The 20327-nt window shown below is 58.1% G+C and carries 15 protein-coding genes and 2 pseudogenes; 6 read left to right on the forward strand and 11 right to left on the reverse strand.

The annotated features are described in order from the left end of the window. Positions 1-160: 160 nt before the first annotated feature. From XANALMUS060_RS07375 to XANALMUS060_RS07415, 10 genes and pseudogenes are all read right to left on the reverse strand, one after another. A pseudogene (locus XANALMUS060_RS07375) lies at positions 161-2633 on the reverse strand (VirB4 family type IV secretion/conjugal transfer ATPase). 164 nt (positions 2634-2797) lie between these two features. Next, positions 2798-3109, reverse strand: a complete 312-nt coding sequence (locus XANALMUS060_RS07380; protein ID WP_082064970.1) for a VirB3 family type IV secretion system protein — start codon at positions 3107-3109, stop codon at positions 2798-2800. Continuing rightward, a pseudogene (locus tag XANALMUS060_RS07385) lies at positions 3102-3507 on the reverse strand (TrbC/VirB2 family protein). The gene XANALMUS060_RS07380 and the pseudogene XANALMUS060_RS07385 overlap by 8 nt, the downstream one beginning before the upstream one ends. A 98-nt stretch (positions 3508-3605) precedes the next feature. Then, positions 3606-4487, reverse strand: a complete 882-nt coding sequence (locus tag XANALMUS060_RS18420) for a lytic transglycosylase domain-containing protein (protein ID WP_082064971.1) — start codon at positions 4485-4487, stop codon at positions 3606-3608. Between the two features lie 108 nt (positions 4488-4595). Beyond that, on the reverse strand, positions 4596-5651 hold the full coding sequence (virB11, locus tag XANALMUS060_RS07390; protein WP_045737840.1) for a P-type DNA transfer ATPase VirB11: 1056 nt from the start codon (positions 5649-5651) through the stop codon (positions 4596-4598). Between the two features lie 18 nt (positions 5652-5669). Beyond that, complete coding sequence (locus tag XANALMUS060_RS07395) at positions 5670-6857, reverse strand: TrbI/VirB10 family protein (RefSeq protein WP_045737841.1); 1188 nt, start codon at positions 6855-6857, stop codon at positions 5670-5672. Continuing rightward, a complete protein-coding gene (locus XANALMUS060_RS07400; RefSeq protein ID WP_045737842.1) occupies positions 6854-7615 on the reverse strand; it encodes a TrbG/VirB9 family P-type conjugative transfer protein in 762 nt (253 codons plus the stop codon). The genes XANALMUS060_RS07395 and XANALMUS060_RS07400 overlap by 4 nt, the downstream gene beginning before the upstream one ends. Further along, on the reverse strand, positions 7612-8586 hold the full coding sequence (locus XANALMUS060_RS07405; RefSeq protein WP_045737843.1) for a type IV secretion system protein: 975 nt from the start codon (positions 8584-8586) through the stop codon (positions 7612-7614). The genes XANALMUS060_RS07400 and XANALMUS060_RS07405 overlap by 4 nt, the downstream gene beginning before the upstream one ends. Before the next feature lie 58 nt (positions 8587-8644). Then, the gene (locus XANALMUS060_RS07410) at positions 8645-9073 is read right to left on the reverse strand and encodes a hypothetical protein (protein WP_045737979.1); all 429 of its coding nucleotides are present in this window, start codon (positions 9071-9073) and stop codon (positions 8645-8647) included. A 999-nt stretch (positions 9074-10072) separates the two neighbouring features. After that, the gene (locus tag XANALMUS060_RS07415; protein ID WP_045737980.1) at positions 10073-10621 is read right to left on the reverse strand and encodes an NUDIX hydrolase; all 549 of its coding nucleotides are present in this window, start codon (positions 10619-10621) and stop codon (positions 10073-10075) included. Between the two features lie 170 nt (positions 10622-10791). Here XANALMUS060_RS07415 and XANALMUS060_RS07420 point away from each other — a divergent pair, with 170 nt between their 5' ends. The 6 genes from XANALMUS060_RS07420 to XANALMUS060_RS07445 all read left to right on the forward strand — a co-directional run bounded on the left by XANALMUS060_RS07420 (position 10792) and on the right by XANALMUS060_RS07445 (position 16951). Then, complete coding sequence (locus XANALMUS060_RS07420) at positions 10792-12264, forward strand: amino acid permease (protein ID WP_045737844.1); 1473 nt, start codon at positions 10792-10794, stop codon at positions 12262-12264. An 84-nt stretch (positions 12265-12348) separates the two neighbouring features. Then, positions 12349-13797 (forward strand): amino acid permease, encoded by a 1449-nt coding sequence (locus tag XANALMUS060_RS07425; RefSeq protein ID WP_045737845.1) that lies wholly within the window; start codon positions 12349-12351, stop codon positions 13795-13797. A gap of 105 nt (positions 13798-13902) precedes the next feature. Beyond that, the gene (locus tag XANALMUS060_RS07430) at positions 13903-14544 is read left to right on the forward strand and encodes a methylthioribulose 1-phosphate dehydratase (protein WP_045737846.1); all 642 of its coding nucleotides are present in this window, start codon (positions 13903-13905) and stop codon (positions 14542-14544) included. Between the two features lie 95 nt (positions 14545-14639). Then, positions 14640-15206 (forward strand): acireductone dioxygenase, encoded by a 567-nt coding sequence (locus XANALMUS060_RS07435; protein ID WP_045737847.1) that lies wholly within the window; start codon positions 14640-14642, stop codon positions 15204-15206. Between the two features lie 3 nt (positions 15207-15209). Beyond that, positions 15210-15908 carry an acireductone synthase gene (gene mtnC / locus XANALMUS060_RS07440; protein ID WP_045737848.1) on the forward strand — a complete coding sequence of 233 codons (699 nt, stop codon included), beginning with the start codon at positions 15210-15212 and terminating at the stop codon, positions 15906-15908. Between the two features lie 8 nt (positions 15909-15916). Further along, the gene (locus tag XANALMUS060_RS07445) at positions 15917-16951 is read left to right on the forward strand and encodes a C13 family peptidase (RefSeq protein WP_045737849.1); all 1035 of its coding nucleotides are present in this window, start codon (positions 15917-15919) and stop codon (positions 16949-16951) included. A 130-nt stretch (positions 16952-17081) separates the two neighbouring features. On the opposite strand, the gene XANALMUS060_RS07450 is transcribed toward XANALMUS060_RS07445, so the two are convergent. Beyond that, positions 17082-20189, reverse strand: coding sequence for a discoidin domain-containing protein (locus XANALMUS060_RS07450; protein WP_200894023.1), 3108 nt, complete (start codon positions 20187-20189; stop codon positions 17082-17084). Between the last annotated feature and the right edge of the window lie 138 nt (positions 20190-20327).

Genomic DNA, 20327 nt, shown 5'->3' on the forward strand with positions numbered 1-20327 from the left:
GCAACAACACTACAATGCGGAGCGGCCGGAGTGATTAGCCACTCAGTGGCAGCTCTGGTGGCAGCTCTGCATGTAGCACTGTTCAAACGCATCCACTGAATGACTGAGAGCCAGTGCTAATCAGGAAAAGCATGGTAATCATGCATCTGGACAGGCACCGTCAAGCAACTGTTGCGGTGCCACGGCTATCCGAAGACGACGACCTCCCGGATGCCGATTTTCCGGACCCCTTACGCCTTGCATAGAATTCGCTCAACCACTGTTCGGGCTTTAAATCGTCCGGCGCGACGCCATGCTCTTTGGCCTTACGATCCAACACATGATGCATGATGTCGATGTTATCGGTCGAAGCGGAAATGACAGATAGCGCATCATCCATACCGCGCAGATTGAGCTGGCATACCGACGATCCGTGTCCCTGCTTGACCAGAAAACAACGCGAACGTTCATCCAGACCGACGACCACCTGATATTCAGCCTCGGTGAGCTTGAGGCCATCCATGTAGTCTTCTTTACTGGCATTTGGATTGGGTAGCAGGATCATGGTGGCCGTCTGCTCGACCAGCGAGGCGGAGATATCGCTGGCCAACGCATCCTCTGGGCTCTGAGTCGCGAAGATGCCCAGACCATTCTGCTTACGGATGGTCTTCTGCTTGTTCTTGGCAAACTCTTTCAGCCCGCCCTTCCCGTCGAGGATCTTCCAGAACTCATCCATCACGTAGATCAACGGCCGACCATCAATCAATGCCTCCAAGCGATGCAATAGATAGTTGATGACCGGGGCACGCACTTCCGGATTGTCGATCACGTCGGTGTAGTCGAAGCCGATAATGCTCGCCTTTTCCAAATTGATCGTATCGACCGGATTGTCGAACACCCAGCCGTGCGAATTTCCTGCGGTCCACTTGCGAATGCGTGCATACAAACCGTCGTCCCCCATGTTGGGCAGGCTTTTACGGAAGTTAGTCATACTCCGCAATTGTATGGGCGTATCCAGCATGCTCTCGACTCCACGGAAGATATCCTCTTCTTCACGCGAGGTGTATTCGGGCTTTCCAGCCAGGACCTTGATCAAATCGGACAGGAACTGAATATTGGCTTCCGTCCGTTCGCACTGGAATGGATTGAATCCAGTCGGCTGACCATTCTCCAACGCAAGATAGTTACCACCACATGCACGCACGAAAATTTCCGCACCACGATCCTTGTCGAAGAAAAAGATAGTCGGAACGGGATCGAATTTCTGTACCTGGCTGAGCAGGAAGTTGATGAGCGCGGTCTTACCCGTACCCGACTTGCCGATGACCATCGTATTGGCAATGGCCTTTTCGCCGAACGAGTTCTCTGCCGGATGCGTGGCGTGAAAATTGAAATAATAAGGCTGCCCGTTCGTGGTCTGCAGAGTGGTGACACACTCGCCCCAAGGATTATTATTGCGTTTGCCCTGTGCGAAATTGTGCAAAGGTGAAAGCCCAAGAAAATTCAATGAGCTGACATTTGCCAAACGAGTCCGGTAGCGCCAGTTGCCCGGCAACTGCGCATAAAAAGATGAGACAATCGCCAGATCTTCTTTGGTCGAGACGAAACCAGCGTTGGACAATTCTGCGCGCGTGGTGGCGACTTGCTGCGACAACTTCTCTTGAGTATCGGCATAAACAGCGACCGTAAAATGGTACTCGCCCAGCACGAAATTGCCCGACGACAACTGATCCATCGCCAAGTCGAGCTCGTGAATCTGGCTAACCGCCTTATCGCCTGAGGAGACCATCATGCCCTTGGTCCGATCCAACACCTTCAGCGCGTCGTGACGCCCCATCGGGCTGAAAGAATGGGTCATGACATATTCAAAATCCAGATATTTCATACCATTAAGAATGCCAGGATAAGTGCCATCGGCATACTCTTTAATATTCAGAATTGCACCAAAATGATTAACACCCTCCGGGGTTTTAATCACATAGTCACCGGTTTTATTGGCAAACATATGCTTACTGACTGGAAGATAAGCAGATACCGGCGCCTGCAGCACCGGCACCGGCTCATCGATACGATTGATGAGATAACCAAAGAATTCCAGCGTTTCGGAGAACACCACGCCATTGCTGGCCTCATACATGCTCAGCCGGTAAGGCGAATAATCCTTGAGAACGGCCTCGACATTACCCGCAAGCTCAAGAATTTTAGCTATCGCCTGATCCTGCTCTGACTGCAGCTGCGTGATGCTAGAAGATTTATTCATCAGGCCGCTTACCGGTCACCACCGGACGATAGATCATGGTCATGTAAAGCTCGTTTTGCATGATCTTTTGCGAAGAAAGCGCACTGTAATACTGGTCGGAAAGTTCCTGATTGAAGGCTTGACGGAACTCACCATTGGAATTGATTCGACGGCGACGACGCACGTCATGAACCCAGAATGCCACGTTCGCGAAATCCGGTGCGCGCAGGGTCTGCAACATCCGGTTGAATGTGTTGTGGCGATGTTCGATCTCCCACTCCTCTCGCCCTACGAAGGGCAAGCCGCCAAGATGCCAAGTCAACATGAAGTCCCCTCCCGTCGTCTTGAGTACGGACGGTGCCACGTGAGTGGAGATGGAAATGAACTCACTGATCGAAGTATCTGGGATGAACATAATAGTGGAATAACTCGAAATACGTTTCGTCTTACCAAGGACCGACTTAAGCAAGCCGGGAACAGTCAAAATCACTACAGAAAATCACCACGCACATGCGGAAAAAATATTCAGTGCACGCCATGAAAGCTCGTGCACTGAGATAAACTAGATGTCAAATAGATTTAACGCCTTTTATCTGACGCATCTTTCCGATATTCATTTGGAGAAAAAACCCACATGCCTGAATAACGCTGCTGGTTACGCACACGCATTTTGAACATCCAACGCAAACCAAGCATTCTGAAGATCATCTCATCACGCTTGGTCATTTGTTGCATAACGAAAACGATGACAGGAATGAGCAGCAGAAAACGCATATCGAAATAAATTCCCATCAGGAAGCCACCTCCCGCTCCGATGAAAAACGGGATGTAAGGCACCCCGAAGAACATCGCAGGCCGGGTACAACCCCGGAAAAGTACGTCCTTATGCATACTGCAGCGCGTGCTGGATGAGATCGATACTCGCTTGGCAAGATGTCTGGCCCGTTTCGCCGATCAACATCTTGGCCAACTGACCAGCCCCACCGATCAGCACGCCTCCCAAGAGAACTGGCGCAACTTCGGAAACGCGCTTATGTGCAAAAGCAATCTGGTAACCCGAGAAAACCGTCGCGATGGTGACGACTACGACCGAGGCCATATTCAGGATGTTGTTCGTCTTACCGAGAGAGAAAGCCGCAGACTTTCTGATCAGCACCTGCATAATCGGCGCCTGTGCCCGCCGCCATGGCAACACCTGAAGCAAATATGGCAGCAGTAAAAATCGCAGCCTTCAACGCGGCCACACCAATGATCTTGGCGTTCGAGTTGATCTGATTATTATTGGACATCATGGGTATCTCCTTGACTTGAAAAACGTGGGGAAATCATTTAATCATTTAATCATTTAATCATTTAATCATTTACACCAAAGTGCCATTTAGACCGGCTAAAATACGAACGCTCCATCATCAGACGTCGGTGGTGATGCAGCTTTACCAGCAACAGCCGATCCCGCAACAACCGGCGAACTACTCGCGGAAGCCTCAGAAGCTGAATTTGCTCCACTGCCAACAGGAACCGCCACTCCCTTGCCGCCACCGGTTGACCGTATTACATAGAGGTCAGCATCTTTTTCTTGTGTAGGCATGAGTGCAGCGGCACTAGCCGGCGACTTTTCTTGTCCCTGCGTATTGACAGCAGCCTGATTTTGCGTCGAAATCTGCGCTTCCGGGACCAAACGATCGGCCAGTTGATTGTTAGACGCCGCGATGCGACGTGCGATGATCGAATCGACCTCATGCACTATCGCATCCTTTGCAGTTCCAGTCACAGCATGGCGTATGCCGACCGGAATTACCGGGATCGCCACTACCGGAGTCGCAGTTTGAGAGCGCTCTTGGTTGATGGACGCATAGATTTTCTGCACATAACCATGACTGTAACCAGTCTCAAAATTTCCGGAATAGTAGCAGCTAAAAGATTTGCCCCAATTTCCGCCAGAGCGGCTATAACATTCCGCGAGAATTTTGGAGGCGACTTGCAGATTTGAACAGGTTCGAAATGCTTTCTCGTATGAATCCAGCCCATATTTTATCAAGTTATAGCGATTGACCTGCCCTAGCCCGAGGGAAAAGTTGTAGCCCTTCTGCTCCAACATGTGTGCAGTGGCGACCGCCTCGGAGATATTCTTCGGCTGTCGGATCAAATGCCCGCCGACCACACCAATCGCGAACGGATTGCGTGAGGATTCCACGCGCACAACGTGCTGCATGACTTCGGCCGAAACCGCCATTTCAGGGCAACTCAGTAGTTCCATGCCTGGCAACATGCAGCCTTCACTCCGTATGTATCAACTCCATCGCCAAGTGCTTAGGAGTCACAGATGAGACATCGCTGAAAAAATTACCGCCAATCAACTATCAACCAACTTATCGTGTCAATGAAAATCACTCCTCGCACCGGAGAGTGTACGTTCTGGATCGAAATCGATACCGGTGATATAGCGCCGCCCAGCATGCGATTTGATGTGCACCACAATGTCGATGGTCATCATGAGCAAGCGCTTGATGACCGAGAACTCCAATCCCGAACCCTCGGCAGATGCCTTGACCATCAGGGCTAACTGATCCCAAGTCTGTCCGATGCTACCAGCATGGCAACTGGTGATGGAACCTGGATGGCCTGAAGCACAGTTGCGGATGAAGTAGAAAGATTCGTCACCACGCAACTCAGCCAGAATAATGCGGTCCGGCTTCATCCGCAAACAGGCTTCCATGCAACTCTTCGCAGTCACATTACTCGCGCTTTGCCCGCCCTTCGAGTAAAGCAAATGCACCACATTTGGCTGCGTGATAAACAGCTCGCGTGCATCCTCGATCGTGACCAAACGTTCTTCATTGGGAATATGATTCACCAGCGACTTCATGAACGTCGTCTTGCCACTCCCCGTAGCACCGGCAACGACAACATTCTTTTTGAACAAGACAGCTTTCTTGAAGAACTCGGCGTAATCGCGCTGACGCCGCAATTCAAGCAACTCACGATCCTGTTCGCTGACACCGGCCTGCATTTCCAGGATTTCCTGGAAAAACCCGTCTTGCTGGTATTGCTCTAACGTTTTGGCGTGCTTGGATGGGAGACGAATTGTGATCGACACTTTTCCCGCATCACAAGCAGGAGGAATGACGAACTGGGCGCGCTGCCCGGTCGGGAAGGTCAGCGACACGACAGGATCCACATCCGTGATGCGCTGACCAGTGTTGCTCTCGTTGACCACTGAGGTACAGAATTGCCGCGCACGCTCGAAGGTCAACGAAGGTATGTCCATTCGCTGCCAGCCACGCAGCGTCTCCAGATACAACTCACCAGGACGGTTGATGCAGATTTCCGTCACTTCCGGAGAATTGAGATAATCCAGAATTCCCAGCACCGAGTACTGGTAATCCAGGAAATCCGTCGAGATCTGTGCGGTCGGAGATTCTTCGAAAGTCACGTCGGATTCCTCAGGCGATCATCGCGGCAACACGGCAGTGAAATCGACATCCTTGGCAACGTACACATTGACCACGGTGCCTTGATTGATGGTGACAGTCGCTGGGTGACGACGATCCAACGCCTGATCCGCCAGGCGTTGGATGGATTGGGCCGTATTACTCTCGTAGGGCTGCTGGGTGACGACGCCGGAATTGATACCGACCGAAGTCGTCCTGGGGCCGTGCTCAGCCGCCTCCCATTTGAACGCATCGCTGAGAAGACTGATCATCAGAGCCGAGGAGATCCGGCTTGGCCAATGTGCGTTGTACTGGCCTGGATGACCCGCACTGCCAAGATTGTCGACCCCCGGCCCCACCATAGTGACGTCGATCCCAGTCGGGGTCGTGATGCGATCCCAAACCACCTGCATTCGCGGACCGGTCGGTTCTACTGCACCATACTGACCCAACATTTTCGACCCCTTTGGCAGCAATAGGCGCCGGCCGTTGATCGAATATACGGGCTCGGTGATGATGCAGGATGTGAAGCCTGGGAAGTCGGTAATGATGCGCGTCTCAAGGACACAGCGAATGTAGGTGCCGCGCACCAATAATCCGTCCGGATTGGCAATCGGCTTGGCGGAGGTTTCCTGCTCCTGTTGCTTTTGCTGGGCTCCACCCTGTTCTTGCCCTGGCAATAGCCCGGGGATACCTTGCTGCTGGGCACCACCGGCCTCTTGCATGACCGCCATGCGCCGCTCCAACAACGATGCGCCCCGCTCCTGACGTGAAGGTCGCGTATCTTGCGCCACACTCGCAGGTGGCATCGGTGGCATCGGCGGTAAATTTGGCTGCTCGGCCAACGGAACTGGTTCGGCCTGCTGGATTGGCGGCGGAGCGGCGGTTTGCGGCAGCGCTGGCGCAACTACGGCTTCCTGGCGTGGTTTAGGCGGCGGCGCTGCATCACGCCCGCCACCGATGACCCAGAAAATCGCCATGACCAACAGCAAGGCAACGCCCGCCAAGAAGACCAATGCCTTACGATTGAGCTTCTTGAGATCACTTGACCTGAGAACTGGCTCATTGGCGTCAAGATCCAGATCGGTGGTCTGCCGATGACGAGCGAAATAGGGATTCTCTCGGTTGGCGTCACCCGACTGTGGAGAACGCGGCTGACCCTGATCATGGTCATTATTTTCGTCAGAAGGAGGCATGTTCGAATTCACTTTTGCTTATTCCTACGCAGGCCGACGACATTTTTGCCATGGCGGATGACCAGGAAGGGATAGGTCCCATGAACGATCAGGGTATTTCCCTCAACTGTGGTATTGACCAAGAAATCCTCACCGTTCTCTTTCTCTCGACCGAATACGGCCGGGAAATTTCCTGTCGGGAAACGCGCCAGATCCATTTTTATGTATGTGAACTTTCCATCGTCATAAACGCTGCTCGGTACGATCCACATTTGCTTCGAACGCGTGGAGTAATCGTAATCGAAATAATAATGACGATCTTTGGTCAGCCGCGTATCCAACTGAGACTCATCCTTCACCTTCTCACTCGCCGCAGCGAAACTGGTATCTTTCGGATAGGTGAAGGACACTTTGTATTGAACACCGGACTGTTTGGCCTGCTCCAGCCTCTGCCAATCGGTGGCAACCACTTTCAATTCCAGAATATAGGAATGGGTGGCAGTCCGGATCATCATATTGGTGTCAACATCGACGTTCTTCGGCTTCAGATAGAAGACGTTTTCGCGGCGACTTAATTCCCAACCACTGCTAAACCCAGTACTGTAGTCAAGGATCTTCTCGTTCGGACTCAATTCGACCTGGGTGGTGATGCCAAGGCCGGTACGGATCTGATAAATCTTGTCAGGCTCATACTCGTACTGCTGAACCACCTGCGCTGAAGCCAACGGCGCGAACAGCGACAAGGCCAGCGATGCAATATGCACAGGACCAATTTTCGTCAAGAAACTCATCGAACGTTCGCTCCATTGCCATTGTTCTGGGGTGCAACGTTGGGCGCAGGCGGGGCAAGAGCGGGCTGCGCTCCGGGATAAACAGGTGCACTACCAGGATTTGCGGCTGGCATCTGTTGCTGGGCAGGAGCAACCACGTTGCCAGCGGGCATGGAAGACTGTGCGGCCATCGGTCCAGGCGGATGCGACTGCACCGCGCTCACCGTCGGCGACTGAACAGACGGCGATGGTGGCACTGGCATCGCCGAGTAGTCGTTATCGACTCGATAATCCGTTACCTGGAAACCCAATGGGTTCTGCACGCGAAGGTCTTCATCCATCACCAGGTTGTTATTATAGCGAAAACCCAGGATGGCAAACTTATTATCAAGAAAAGTGGACTGCCCACTTTTCTTATCATAGACACTACGCTGAAACCGAACATTCGCACCGTCATAGGGTTTTCCACCACCACCTTGCAGTGTAATACTCAGGATCGCCACCCGAATGGATCGCGTTTTTCCGTAAGTATAGTATGGTGCCGATGGATTATTTGGAGCATGCAACGCATAATACTCCGCTCCCACCGAGGTATCTTTAGGCGCCATCGAAAACACGGTCGGCCAGTCGTTCAGGCCCATCATTTCGGAGTCGTATGACTCCCTCGCCGTAATGAATCTGGCGACATTGCTTCTGGCCAGCGCCTCGCTGGTAGTGATACTCCTAACGTCACCAATATCCCGCAACACAGATACAGTTGAGTTACCGGTATAGGCATCTGCCATCACCAAGTAGGGAACCTTTTCCTTCAGCGGTAACATGTAGTAGTAACCACCGCCGAGCAACAAGCACAGGATGATTGCACTGAACGCAATCCACCATGCGCGACGCTCACTGCGCCGTGCCAAATCAGCAATGCTGATCTCGTAATTGACCGCTTTCGCAACGGTCTTGTTAACGCTCTCGCTCTCAACGGGCTTCTTACCGAACATCAGACTTCACCAGATTCATAATGTGGCTGCGCAAGCTCATACAGGCTCCCGCATGACGTCACTTTGTTTTTGCACCGCCGCTGACCCCAGGAGTAATACTGGGCGACGAGGAGGGTTTTACTAAAATGCGATTACCCGCAGCAGAGACAGTCACACCTTCTGGCGCATAGATCACGCTCAGTTCGGCAACCGCTTGCTGGATGCTGGCAGTATTGATCTTGGCCACGGGCGCATAGAGCGTGTAGTCGGACTGGATACCGTAGGACAACTCCATATTGGAATCTTTAGACCAACGTTCGAGCATTGTCTTCAATGTGCCATCCATTGGCACAGCCTGATATACGTATGAGGAGTAGAGCGGAATCTCCATCGTCGATGCGGAGAGCCGGTTGACCGGCTTCCAGCCACCACGGAAATTGGGCGCAGAACTGGTTGCGCAAGCGTTCAACAGCGCAATGGCGCTCAACGCAGCAATCAGCCGGAATATATGCGTTTTTTTCACGCTGGCCTCTGAATTACGGAAACGTTTCTGGATGAACAAGCAAAACCCAGCGCGATGCCCGCATGACCACGGAATTTCCCGCCGCCCCTGCACAGCACGCGCATCGTTTGATTGAGACAGACGCGAAAGACTGACGTACACGCAATTGAGTGAACATTGAACATGCCCACCACCCAGCGATATACGTCTAAAAAAGCAGAATGTGATAGCAAACCTTCCATGTCACCCTTACATGCACCGGCTTAGATGCACGCCCCCGTTCCTACTGCTATAGCCGAGCAATCAAAAATTGCGCTCGAGAATCTGCCTCATAGGCCCTGCCACGTCAAGTATTTGGCAAAAAAACGTTCAACTACTCGAAAAATGGCAAAATTAAGAGGATCTCATCACAAAATTTTGGTTGCTGTGCCGAAATGCCGACGACTGACATGAGCAACCGAGTGAAGTGGCGGCATGAGTAACAGTCGAAGTTGCCACACTCGACCAACTCTGCACACCCTGCCCTATCAGAAGAGCCCCCTCCCCAATACACTCACCACCTACGACAACTCCACACTTTGTCATCCCGCAAGACTTTCAACTTCAACACTTCACATTCCTTTGTATACCAGAGCCTTCCTTGGAGTACATCGCGTGACGTAAACCGCTCACTTAGATGGTGCTATCACCATAGAGAGTCTTCAGTGGATGATGCGTGATGATGACAAACGCGACCTGCCACCTGTCATTTTGATCAGCCAGAACTAGCGTATTCGGCGACATTCCAGGCCCAAGAAGGAGGCAAGTGGCCATTTGAAGGATTTGGATGGCCGGGAAAGCGGGCCTGAAGAAGCTGCTGGCCGAGCAAGTATCAGCAAACGAGCTAAGCAGGATTTCAGTGGGCCATTACTGAAGAAACTGGCACGGGTAGTGGTAACGTTGCTGACGCGGACTCCGTATTGAGCAAGCGCGCGGAAACTTCACTGACACGGGAGCATTCCTCACTCAGCGCTGGCGAAGTTCCCACTTGCTTGCCATGCGCCGCAGCGATGGATCCAGATCGGCATCATCGCGCAATACCGCAATCGGACGCCAGGCCAGGGCCAGCGACTCGGCGCTGACCACGAACGCCTCGTCCGCGCCAGCGCACACCACGTAACGCGCATCGTAATGCCAATGGCCCGGCGCCTCATCGCGCGCCGGAATCCAATGTCGATCCAGATCGAAGATGGCGCCATCGAGCAGGAACAACCCAGGCAACCCCGATTCTTCCTGCGCTTCTCTCAATGCTACCTGCGCCAGATCGCGCTCGCCATCGGCATGACCACCCAGTTGCAGCCAGCGCCGCAGCTTGCGGTGGTGGGTCAGCAAGGTGCGGGCGCCGTCGGCACTGACCAGCCACGCCGAGCCAGTGAAGTGACCGGCCAGACGCGCGCGCACGAACGGATCGGCGGCATCGTCCAGCAAGGCGAGAAACTGCGCGGCAAGCTCGGCCTGCTCAGGATATCGCTCGACATATGCGTGCAACGACTGGCGTAAGGGCGGTTCGGACATGTGCATTTCTCAATCGGGGTCGGCCATGATCGTGGTGCAGCGCACAGCGAGCTTGTGGTGGCCGGCTGGCTTTGGCATGGTACGACGCCTGCGCCATCCACTCCTGGGACGGACGCATCTTCACCTCAATACCCGGGCCCTTGCCCCCGACCCTACCTGGGATACACCGAATGCTGAAGTCTCTATTGCGGATCAAGCCGATCGCCCCCGCCGGCCATGTCGAAGCCGGCGAACCGTTCGAGGGCAGTCTGCAGGGCGAAACCTGCCTCAAGCGCAGCCTCACCGCCAAGCACCTGATCATGCTCGGGATCGGCGCGGTCATCGGGGCCGGCATCTTCGTGATGACCGGACAGGCCGCCGCCCACCATGCCGGTCCGGCGGTGATGCTCTCGTTCGTGTTCGCCGGCATCGCCTGCGCCTTCGCCGGGCTGTGCTATGCCGAATTCGCCGCGATGTTGCCGGTTTCCGGTAGCGCGTATTCCTATTCCTACGCCACGCTCGGCGAGGGTGTGGCCTGGTTCATCGGCTGGTGCCTGGTACTGGAATACCTGTTCGCCGGTTCCAGCGTCGCGGTCGGCTGGTCGGCCTACCTGATGAGCTTCGTCACCGGTACGCTGGGGCTGCCGTTCCCGGCGGAGCTGGCCGGTGGACCGCTGCAATGGACTGGCCATGCCTTCGTCGCCTCCGGCAACCTGGTCAACCTGCCGGCGGTGCTGATTGTCGTTGCGGTCAGCGCGCTGTGCTATGTCGGCGTCACGCAATCGGCGTTGGCCAACGCCATCGTGGTGACGATCAAGGTCGTGGTGATCTGCCTGTTCGTCGGCGTCGGCATCTCGCATATCGACCCGGCCAACTGGACCCCATTCATTCCGGAGAACACCGGCCCAGGTACGTTCGGCTGGAGCGGCATCTTCCGTGCCGCCTCCATCGTGTTCTTCTCCTATATCGGCTTCGACGCGGTCTCCACCTCCGCTGGCGAAACCAAGGACCCGCAGAAGAACATGCCGATCGGCATCCTGGTATCGCTGGCGATCTGCACGGTCATCTACATCATCGTCTGTGCGGTGCTGACCGGCCTGCTGCCCTATACCCAACTCGGCACCGCCAAACCGGTGGCCACGGCGCTGGAGCACTATCCCAACCTGGCCTGGCTGAAGACCATCATCGAGATCGGCGCCATCGCCGGCCTGTCCTCGGTGGTGCTGGTCATGCTGATGGCCCAGCCGCGCATCTTCTACACCATGTCCCGCGATGGTTTGCTACCTCGGCTGTTCGGCAAGGTCCACCGCAAGTTCCATACGCCCTATGTCGGCACTATCGTGGTCGGCGTGGCCGCCACACTACTGGCTGGATTGATCCCGCTGGAAGTCCTTGGCGAACTGGTGTCGATGGGGACCCTGCTCGCCTTCGCCACGGTCTGCATCGGCGTGCTGGTGCTGCGTTTCACCAAGCCCGAACTGCCACGCCCGTTCCGGGTGCCGCTCGCGCCGCTGATCTGTCCGCTCGGCGCGATCGCCTGCGTGTTGCTGTTCTTGCAGGCGTTCCAGGAACACTGGAAGGTCTTCATCGTCTGGACGCTGCTCGGCTTGTGCATTTATTTCTGCTACGGCATCCGCAACAGCCATCTGGCCGACAATGCCTGATCCTCGGCTGCCACGGCCGGCGTGCACGCCGTCCTTCACCCTCATTCCTTCGCACTGCGCGCCACGCCCGGCTGGAGCCGTTCCATGCTCAAACACCTCTTGGCCACCAAACACCCGCACGCCAGCCACGCCGATGCCGGCGGGCTGGGCCTACAACGCACGCTCGGCCCCTGGGGGCTGACTGCGCTGGGCATCGGCGCGGTGATCGGCGGCGGCATCTTCGTCATCACCGGCCAGGCGGCGGCCAACCATGCCGGGCCGGCGATCATGCTCTCGTTCGTGCTCGCCGCGCTGTGCTGCGGGTTCTGCGCACTGGCCTATGCCGAGTTCGCGGCGATGGTGCCGGTGTCCGGTAGCGCCTACACCTACACCTACGCCACCTTCGGCGAATTGGCGGCCTGGTTCATCGGCTGGATGCTGGTGCTGGAATACGGCGTGTCGGCGGCGGCGGTCGCGGTGAGCTGGACCGGCTACTTCCTCAGCCTGCTCGATCACTTCCACCTCCACCTACCAGCACCGCTGGTCAACGCGCCGCTGGATGGCAAGCTGCACCTCACCGGAGCAATCGCCAATCTACCCGCCGCCGGCATTGTGTTGCTGTTGACTTGGCTGTGCTACGTCGGCATTCGCAAATCCTCGGCGATGAATATGGCGATGGTCGTGCTCAAGAGCGGCCTGGTCGTGCTGGTGATCGTGGTGGGCTCGCATTATGTGGATCCATCCAACTGGCACCCATTCATTCCCGCTAGCCAAGGCCCAAGCAAGTACGGCCTGGAGGGCGTGCTACGCGGCGCTGCCATGGTGTTCTTCGCCTACATCGGCTTTGAATCGGTCTCGGTCGCGGCGCAGGAATCGCACCGGCCGCAGCGCGATCTACCGATCGGCATGCTCCTGTCGCTGATCATCTGCACCGTGCTCTACATCGCCATGGCTGCGGTGCTGACCGGATTGGTGCCATACACCCAACTCGGCACCGACGAGCCGGTGGTGACGGCCGTCGCCGCGCACCCGCAACTGGCCTGGCTGCGCGTGGTCGTGGAGGTCGGCGCACTGATCGGCCTGTCTTCGGTGGTGCTGGTGATGATCATCGGCCAGCCACGCATTTTCATGATCATCGCCCGCGACGGCCTGCTGCCGCCACTGTTCACCAAGATCCATCCACGCTATCGCACACCGCATGTCAACACGCTGATCACCGGCATCGGCATCGCCCTGCTGGCCGCGCTGTTCCCGCTGGACGTGCTCGGCGAATTGACCTCGATGGGCACCTTGATCGCCTTCGCCGCGGTTTGCGCCGGGGTGCTGATCCTGCGCAGCACCCAGCCGGATCTACCGCGCCCGTTCCGTATTCGCCTGGTCTGGCCGGTCTGCATCGCCGGCGTGCTCAGTTGCCTGGCGTTGCTGTCGGCGATGACCGCGTACAACTGGCTGCTGATGGTCGGCTGGACCGCAGTCGGTTTGATGATTTATTTCGGCTACGGTTACCGCCACAGCCGTCTGCGCAACGATCCCGACAGCGTTGGCCAGGAATAGTGCAGGCATTGTGCGAGCGGGGACGCTACACCCGTCCCGGCCGGAGTGCGTGATTGCCGCCGACGCGTTATCCCAAGCACACCAGCAAGCCCTACACTAAGACGCATGAATGCCCTGCCCTACGACCCCGAACGCCTGCGCACGCTGGCGCAATTGCTGATCGGCAACATCCGCGAACTCTCCCAGGCCGGCTGGACTCCGGCCACCAGCAGCAATTTCTCCCATCGCTTGGACGCGCGCCATGCGGCGATCACCGTGTCCGGTCGCGACAAAGGCAGGCTGGTGGAGGACGACATCATGGTGGTGGACTTCGACGGACAAGCCGTGGGCCGCCCATTACGCCCATCGGCCGAGACCTTGCTGCATACCCAACTGTACCGACGCTTTCCCGAGATCGGTTGCGTGTTGCACACGCATTCGCCGGTACAGACCATCGCCTCGCGCCTGTATGCGGCACAGGGCCATGTCCACCTGGAAGGCTACGAACTGCTCAAGGCGCTGCACGGCAACCAGACCCACGAGATTGCGGTGGACCTGCCCGTCTTCGCCAATACCCAGGACATGACGGTGCTGGCCGCGCAGGTGGATGCACTACTTGATCGCACCGCGCTGTGGGGCTATCTGATCGACGGCCATGGCCTGTACGCCTGGGGCCGCGACATGGCCGAAGCACGCCGACACCTGGAAGCCTTCGAATTCCTACTGCATTGCGAACTGGAACTGCGCAAACTAGGCGCACAAGGCTAGACATCGTCGCACCGCGCAATACGTTCCAGTGCCGCAACAGTCGCCTGCAATACACCTGCTACCCTCTTCCTCCCCGCATCTTTCGTCTTGCCGCCATGAGCCGACTCCGCATCTTTGCCGACACCACTCCCGAGGCGCCGCTGTTCGATAGCCGCGATGGCGATGCGATCGCCGCCGAGCTGCAGAAGATCGGCGTCGTCTTCGAACGCTGGCAAGCGAACCAACCGATCCAAGCCGGCGCCTCGCCCGAGGCGGTGATGGACGCCTACCGCGCCGACATCGACCGTCTGGTGACCGCGCACAACTTCAAGACCGTGGACGTGGTCAGCATTGCCCCCGACCATCCCCAGCGCGAGGAAATGCGCAAGAAGTTCCTCGACGAGCATTTCCACAAGGAAGACGAGGTGCGCTTCTTCGTCGCCGGCTCCGGACTGTTCACCCTGCACGTGGACGGCAAGGTCTACGAAATCGAATGCGTGCAGAACGATCTGATCGCAGTGCCCGACGGCACCCACCACTGGTTCGACATGGGCCCGGAGCCGCGCTTCGTCGCGATCCGCTTCTTCACCGAGCCGGACGGTTGGATCGGCCACTTCACCGGCACCGACATCGCCCAGCGCTTCCCGCGCTACGAGCCGGCCCAGCGCGACGAGGCGCACTGAACCATGGCCGCTCCGCGTGCGATCTTGACCGATATCGAAGGCACCACCAGCAGCATTTCCTTTGTCAAGGACGTCCTATTCCCCTATGCGCGCCGCGCTCTGCCCGGCTTCGTCAGCGAGCACGGCCAGCAGCCGCAGGTCCGGCAATGGCTGGACACGGTCGCTAGTGAATGCGGCGGCATCTGCACCGACGCGGTCATCGTGGAGACGCTGCAGGGCTGGATCGATCAGGATCGCAAGCACACCGCACTCAAGGCACTGCAGGGCATGATTTGGGAAAGCGGCTACCGCGACGCCGATTTCACTGCGCACATCTATCCCGATGCCGCGCCGGCGCTGCGCCGCTGGTACGCCGATGGACGCGCGCTGTACGTGTATTCGTCCGGTTCGGTGCCGGCGCAACAGTTATTCTTCGGCCACAGCGACGCTGGCGATCTACGCGGCCTGTTTTCCGGCTGGTTCGATACCGAGATCGGTGCCAAGCGCGAGCAAGCCAGTTATGTGCGGATCGCCGAAGCAATCGGCCTGGCGCCGATGCAAATCGTGTTTCTCTCCGACGTGGTCGCTGAACTGGACGCGGCACGCGCAGCCGGCATGGACACGATACTGATCGACCGCCGCGCCGATTATCCGCAACCGCGCCAGGGCGAAGCCTGCAATGGGCACCACCGCGTGGAGAGCTTCGCCGACCTGGATTTTTGAGCGCACGCATGCGTGCATCCGTCGCTACGTTCATCGCGTCCCTGACACCGTCACGACGCCAGCTGTCACGGCGGTTACTGCTGGCATTGCTGCTGGCGCTGGTCGTGCCCGCCTGCCAACTCGATGCCGAGACGGCACTGGCGACCGATGAAGTGCAGGCACCGCAAGATCCGCTCGACCAGGCGCAACTGCGCCGCGCGCTGAACGCGCTGCAACCACAACGCCCGGGAATCACCGACCTGTACGTCGTCGGCTTCGCCGGCGACGCCAGCGAAGACGTATTCCGCAACGAAACGCTATACCTGCGCCAACTGTTCGCCCAGCGCTTCGGCGCGGCCGGACGCATCGTCACGCTGATCAACCATGGCGACAATCTCGGCGCCCATGCCTACGCGCCGCAGGCCTCCTACGACAATCTGGCCGACACCCTGCAACGCATCGGCAGCCTGATGGACAAACGCGAGGATGCACTGCTGCTGTTTCTGACCAGCCACGGCACCGAACAGCACGAGCTGTATCTGCAATTCGGCCCGGGCGAGGACGCCGAATACGACACCATCACGCCAAAAGAACTGCGCGGATTGCTCGACGACGCCGGCATTGTCAATCGGATCATCGTGCTATCGGCCTGCTACTCCGGCGGCTTCGTACCGGCGCTGAAGACCCCCGACACGCTGATCATCACCGCCGCGCGCCGCGACCGTGCCTCGTTCGGCTGCGGCAATACCGCCAGCGCCACGTATTTCGGCCGCGCCTGGCTGATCGACGCGCTGGCGCGCACCAGCGACTTGGTCGAGAGCTACCGTCTTGCCAGCGCGCAGATCCATGCACGCGAGCGCGAGGAGGGCGAAACGCCGTCGCACCCACAGCTCTACGTCGGTGCCCGGATCGCACCGCTGCTGCAGCGCTGGCGCGCGCAATTACGCCCCATCGCGGCACCGGCATATCCCTATCCTGAGCCAGACGCAGCAGTCGCGCCGCACACAAAAGCGGCGCAAACGTCACACCGCACAGCACCAGCACCAGCACCAGCACGCAAATAACCATACCAAGTGCTCATGTCATCGAAAAAACCTGAGCAGTGAGCGCACCTCACCTGCTCAGCGACGCTCTGCCCTCGCGACTGCATGAAGGCTGCGCCCGCAACACCATCGACAAGCACACGCATCGGCGTTAACGCATCTCGACCTGCACATCCGCCGGCAGCGTGGGGATACGCAATTGGCCGTGCTCCCATTGCGCAGATTCACCATTAATCTCGGTCCGCCCAGGTTCGCCTGGGTACGGCCACGGAAGCACCAGGCCACCGCTCGGCACATGCAGGCCATCGGAAACATTCAACACCAAGCGATTTTTCTGCCGCCGCAGCCGATAACTTAGCAGCCCATGCGGCGTGCGCAGTTGTTCGATGGACACGCCTTTGCCGTCGAACCAGTCGATCGGAATACCTGCCGCCAGCACCAGGCTGTCATCGCTATCGCGGGTGTACGCGAACATGTCCAGCGCTGAGCGCACGAAATCCGAGGCCACCCAGGCATGCGGCAGATCGCCAAGGAAAAATGGCGTGCGCGGGGTGTGCGAGACCACTTCCGCCCACTGGTTCCAAGGCTGTGGCGTGCGATCCTTGAAGAAGAACGTCGTCGCCTCCCAGGCCCGCTCGCGCCAGCCCAGCCGCACGAACGCAGCGACATTACGCCACTCGTATGGGGTGTAGTCCTTCCACGCGCGCTGACCATCGCGGCGGCTTACGAACTCACTCCAGTAACGCTCGAAGGTGGCATTCAACAGTGCAGACGGCAATCGCACCTGCTCGCCCCCCGGCGCCAGCGCAATGGTGCTGGAGGTCGGATCGAAATCGCCCAGTTCAGCCGAGCCCGGCAGGAAATCGATGTGGTGCTGCTGCGTCGCAGCCTGCAACGACGCATCCAGATCCTCGCGGAACTGGTCGCGCGCAGCGGAGAAACTCGCCGCATCCTCGCCACGGCCCAACTCGACAGCCAGCGTTGCCGCGTCCGTGTAGCCGCGCGAGGCCCAGAAATCGTCCCAGTAGGCGTGCATCGGCTTGGCCGAATAGCCTTCGTGGCTGATCGACGCCGGCATCATTCCGTAGAAGGCCCGATTGCGCGCACGATTCTCGTCTGTCCGCTCGCTCAGACGCAGTTGCTCCATGTACTGATACGCGCCCAGCACGTGCGGCCACATCTGTTGCACAAACGCGTGGTCGCCGCTGTAGCGATCGTAGTTGGCGATGGCGAAAATCAACTCGCCATGGCTATCGTTTTCCGGCACCGGATCGCTGCCACGATCATCCACACAGCACGGCACCATGCCATTGTCGAACTGGTGGGGCGCGTACCAGGCAAGGTAGTCGCGAACCACATCGGCGCGCCCCAGGCGCAGCAGGGCGTCGGAAATCATCGCGCCGTCGCGGATCCAACTGCGCGAATAGGAGCGCGTGCCCGGTTGCAGACGTGGCCCGATCCGCGAGATCAACATGTGCGCCAATGCCGTGCGCAGCGTATCGACCAGGGCCTTGCCTTGCGCCGGCACGTGCAATTGCACCCGATCCAGCGTTGCGTGCCATTGCGCCGCCATTTGCTCCTGCGCACGCGCCGCATCGAAGCCCGGTGGCAGCGCATGCAGCCCCGTCTGTGGGATCAGCAACGCCACCTCGCGCACCTCGCCCGGCGCCAAACGTCCACGGTACAGCAGTGCCCCGGAAGCCAACCCGTCGGGATCCTGCGCTTGCTGCGGCAAAGCGCTGCTGTCGGCATCCAAACGTTCGATGTCCATTCCGGCGTCGAACGCGGTGGCATAGGTGGCGTCGGGCTTCTGCACCGCGAACACGCGCGGCTGACCATCGACCCGCACCTGCGCGCCGTCGAACGCCAGTGCACGGATCGAGCTGACTCCGCCGAGCGTATTGAGGAACTGGCTGGGCGGGTTCACCTGGAACGGACGTACCGCCAAGGCCAAGGTGTAGTCGTGTGCCTGTTTGCTTGGGTTGCTGAGCCGATAACGCGCCACCAACTGCGCTTGCTCCGGTTCCCCCTGCACGAAGGCCGTCACGCGTAATGCGGCGTTGTCGTGGCGCCAGTCCACGCTGGGAATGGGCAAGTAATCGTCCTGCAAGCTCTGCGCGGTCTTCACGTCAGCCCAGCTCAGGCGCTTGCCATCCAGTAACAGGAACGGTTCGATGCTGAAACCGCCCTTGCCCACTTCGATCGCACCATCCTCGCCGATCAAGCCTTGTTCGCGACCGCCATCCAGGCCGACGATGGTCCAGTACGGCTGCTCTGCGCTGAAGCCACGCGGAAACCAACCGCGAGGAGACTGCGCCGCCACCGATTTGATGAAGTCGTTCGTCGTCGCGGCAAACGCCAGCGGCTGCAGTGCGATCTCGGCAATGCCGTAGTGAAAGCTGGGGCCGTCCTCCAGGTCGAAGCGCACGTAGCGCGCCTCGGTTTCCGGTAGCGCCAGCCAATCGATCACACCGTTACCAGCGGTGACCGCGCGCAGTTCACGCCAACTGCGTCCATCGATCGAACCCAACACCTTGTAGCGCGAGGCATAGACACCAGGCGCCCACTGCACCTTGGCACCGCCGAATTCGCGCACCTTGCCCAGATCCAGCATCACTGTCTGGGTCTTGGCATTGCCGCTGTACCACACTGTGTCCGGCTTGCCGTCGGCAATCCGCTGCCGCAATGCTGGCGCGGTGTCGGTACTGACCTGGACCGTCAACGGCGAGGTATCCTGCGGCGGCAATGGGATCAAACGCAATTGATCGAAGCACACCGTGCCGGCACCGCCAACCTGGTTGTAGATGGTGAACTCGATTTGCGCACTGCGCTTGAGTTCTTTTTCCGAACTCGGCCCCCAAGCCTTGTCGATCTGCCGCTTCTTGAAGCTGACCGCGCTCCATTGCGCGGGAAAATCGTAGCGTGGTTGGTTGACCCACCACACATTGTCACCACTGGCATCGATCAGCTTGAACTGCAGGTCGTTGCGCGGCGAATCACCGCGCAACTGGAACGCGAATTGGTAATTCTCCGGGTACTCGATCGGCAACGCGCGACGGATGCCGGCATAGCCGGACACTCCATTAAAATCGTAGTCCAGACACATGGCCTTGGCCCTGCCGCCGCCGGCTGCCTGCACCAGTCGCGCGGAAGCGGTGACCTGATTGGAAGCGACGATCTGCCAGTTATCCAGATTATTGAAACTATCCAGCGTCACAGGCGCGGTCGGCGGCGCGGCCCAAGCATGCGTCGCCAGCATGCCCAGAATCGCCAACAACGTCCTTCCGCTCATCCTCGCCACCATATTGCGCATCACATCTCTCATGTCTGGTTATCCTGTTTGCGTTACCCGACCTGAGCGACGCCGCGCTCCATGCCCCGGTGCCACCGCTTCCAT

The organism is Xanthomonas sp. MUS 060, from assembly GCF_000963215.1.
GTDB lineage: Bacteria > Pseudomonadota > Gammaproteobacteria > Xanthomonadales > Xanthomonadaceae > Xanthomonas_A.

Bases quoted from the DNA above. Each gene is read 5' to 3' on its own strand.
- XANALMUS060_RS07380 (WP_082064970.1), bottom strand. From the start codon at position 3,109: ATGCATAAGGACGTACTTTTCCGGGGTTGTACCCGGCCTGCGATGTTC.
- XANALMUS060_RS18420 (WP_082064971.1), bottom strand. From the start codon at position 4,487: ATGTTGCCAGGCATGGAACTACTGAGTTGCCCTGAAATGGCGGTTTCG.
- XANALMUS060_RS07400 (WP_045737842.1), bottom strand. From the start codon at position 7,615: ATGAGTTTCTTGACGAAAATTGGTCCTGTGCATATTGCATCGCTGGCC.
- XANALMUS060_RS07405 (WP_045737843.1), bottom strand. From the start codon at position 8,586: ATGTTCGGTAAGAAGCCCGTTGAGAGCGAGAGCGTTAACAAGACCGTT.
- XANALMUS060_RS07415 (WP_045737980.1), bottom strand. From the start codon at position 10,621: ATGTCCGAACCGCCCTTACGCCAGTCGTTGCACGCATATGTCGAGCGA.
- XANALMUS060_RS07420 (WP_045737844.1), top strand. From the start codon at position 10,792: ATGCTGAAGTCTCTATTGCGGATCAAGCCGATCGCCCCCGCCGGCCAT.
- XANALMUS060_RS07425 (WP_045737845.1), top strand. From the start codon at position 12,349: ATGCTCAAACACCTCTTGGCCACCAAACACCCGCACGCCAGCCACGCC.
- XANALMUS060_RS07430 (WP_045737846.1), top strand. From the start codon at position 13,903: ATGAATGCCCTGCCCTACGACCCCGAACGCCTGCGCACGCTGGCGCAA.
- XANALMUS060_RS07435 (WP_045737847.1), top strand. From the start codon at position 14,640: ATGAGCCGACTCCGCATCTTTGCCGACACCACTCCCGAGGCGCCGCTG.
- mtnC (WP_045737848.1), top strand. From the start codon at position 15,210: ATGGCCGCTCCGCGTGCGATCTTGACCGATATCGAAGGCACCACCAGC.
- XANALMUS060_RS07445 (WP_045737849.1), top strand. From the start codon at position 15,917: ATGCGTGCATCCGTCGCTACGTTCATCGCGTCCCTGACACCGTCACGA.
- XANALMUS060_RS07450 (WP_200894023.1), bottom strand. From the start codon at position 20,189: ATGCTGGCGACGCATGCTTGGGCCGCGCCGCCGACCGCGCCTGTGACG.